Origin of the sequence: Neorhizobium sp. LMR1-1-1.1 (assembly GCF_040675795.1) — a bacterium.
Lineage (GTDB): Bacteria > Pseudomonadota > Alphaproteobacteria > Rhizobiales > Rhizobiaceae > Neorhizobium > Neorhizobium cellulosilyticum.
The window spans coordinates 1-2,115 of the sequence record NZ_JBEGHE010000052.1; the positions used below are offsets into that span (position 1 = coordinate 1).

The 2,115-nt window shown below is 60.3% G+C and carries 1 protein-coding gene and 1 pseudogene; both read right to left on the reverse strand.

The window, feature by feature from the left end; all coding sequences use genetic code 11:
• A pseudogene (gene istB / locus MRBLMR1_RS25240) lies at positions 1-434 on the reverse strand (IS21-like element ISRel5 family helper ATPase IstB); the annotation flags it as partial.
• The gene (gene istA, locus MRBLMR1_RS25245) at positions 431-1,936 is read right to left on the reverse strand and encodes an IS21 family transposase (RefSeq protein ID WP_476764413.1); all 1,506 of its coding nucleotides are present in this window, start codon (positions 1,934-1,936) and stop codon (positions 431-433) included. The pseudogene istB and the gene istA, both read right to left, overlap by 4 nt.
• Between the last annotated feature and the right edge of the window lie 179 nt (positions 1,937-2,115).

Sequence of the window (2,115 nt, forward strand, 5' to 3'; positions counted from 1 at the left end):
AGATCGGTGGTCCGGGTGTAGAGGACCCGCCATCCGTTCTCGATCAGCGCAAGGCCGATAGCAGCAGCGAGATGGCTCTTTCCTCCGCCGGGCGGACCGAACATGAGGATGTTAGCTCCCTTGGCGAGCCAACTATCGCCGGCGGTAATTGCCATGACCTGCGCCTTCGAGATCATGGGTACGGCGTCAAAGGCGAAGCTGTCCAAGGTCTTTCCGGGCGGCAGGTGCGCTTCGGCGAGATGCCGTTCTATCCTGCGATTGGCACGCTCTGCCAGCTCGTGCTCGGCAATAGCCGACAGGAAGCGAGCTGCTGGCCATCCTTCTCGGTCTGCCTGTTCGGCAAATTGCGGCCACAGCATTTTGATGGTCGGTAGCCGAAGTTCGTTGAGCATGATGCCGAGCCGTGCTTCGTCGATCACGTGGGTGTTGATCATGCGGCTTCTCCCGTCCCGATCAGGGCCTCATAACCGTTGAGCGATGCGAGCTGCACATGGACTGTCGGCAGCTTGGCTGGATCCGGGCCGAAGAGTGTTCGCATGGCGACCAGGTCCGGTAAATCGCCGGCGTCCAGGGTCCTGGCCAATTCTTCGGCAAGTTCGCGCTCGCAACCGCGGTCATGAGCCAATGCCAGAAGCTCAACGGTGATCTTGCAAGCCTGTTTGTCGGGAAGATGCTCGATGAGGGCTTCGAAGGCCTTGCGGTATTCCTGACGCGGGAAGAGCTTGTCGCGATATACGAGGCCGCGGAGCGCCATCGGCTTTTTGCGCAGGGAATGGATGACGTGGTGGTAGTTGACGACCTGATCGTGCCGCCCGTCGGGGTGGCCGCGTCCGCGGCGCAACGTCATCAGATGCGTACCGCCGACGAAGACATCCAGCCGATCGTCGAACAGGCGAACTCGTAACCTGTGGCCGATCAGGCGGGATGGCACGGTGTAGAAGACCTTGCGCAAGGTGAAGCCGCCGGTCCGGGACACCGTGACGACAATCTCTTCGAAGTCCGTGGTCCGGCGCTCGGGCAGCGCCTGCAGATGGGATCGTTCTGCATCAATGCGCTTGCCATGGGCAGCATTGCGACGGCTGACGATCTCATCGACAAAGGCGCGATAAGAGCCGAGGTCGTCGAATTCCTTGGTCCCCCGCATCAGCAGGGCATCATGAACAGCGCTCTTGAGATGGCCATGAGAGCTTTCGATCGAGCCGTTCTCATGTGCGACGCCTTTGTTGTTGCGCGTCGGCGTCATTCGATAATGGGAGCAAAGCTGGTCGTATCGGTGGGTGAGATCGACCTTGGCATCGGCGTCAAGGTTGCGGAATGCCGCCGACAGACTGTCACTCCTATGATAAAGCGGCGTGCCGCCCACGGACCACAGGGCATTTTGAAGCCCTTCGGCCAGCGCGACAAAGCTCTCGCCGCCGAGAATGACGTGGGCATGTTCGAAGCCGGACCAGACAAGCCGGAAGTGATAAAATAGGTGATCAAGCGGCCGGCCGGCAATTGTCACGCCAAGGCCGCTAGCGTCGGTAAAATCCGACAGGCCCAATCGGCCCGGCTCATGCGTTTGGCGGAAGATGACTTCCTGCGCTTCGCCGTGGACAGCACGCCAAGACCGGATGCGTCGTTCAAGCGTACGGCGGATACCTTCAGACAGTTCTGGATGTCGGCGCAGCATCTCGTTGTAGACGGCGACGGCACGGATGCCGGGAGCAGCCTTCAGCAGCGGGACGACTTCAGTCTCGAATATCAGCACCAAGGGGTCAGGGCGGCGGCGTCCTCGCGGCACTTTGCCCTGCGATGGCAATTGCACCTCCTTGTCGAGGCGGTATGCAGTGGCTCGGCTGATCGACGCTTTTGACGCGGCGACCTCTACGGAATGCGCTTGTCGGTACTTCATGAAGAGTCTCATCTGATGATCGGTTACATGGCGACCCGGCACAAACTGGTTCTCCAATCCAGAAAACCGCAAATGTACCGGACGGACCGCGATCATGAGACGCCGAAAATCTGCGCCACGCCGGGGTATGACTACGATCGGGCTACGCCCTCACTCCGTCACACCCCGGCGCGAGTCTCATCCTGATTGACGCTGAATCTCACCTAGATTGCCGCTACGCA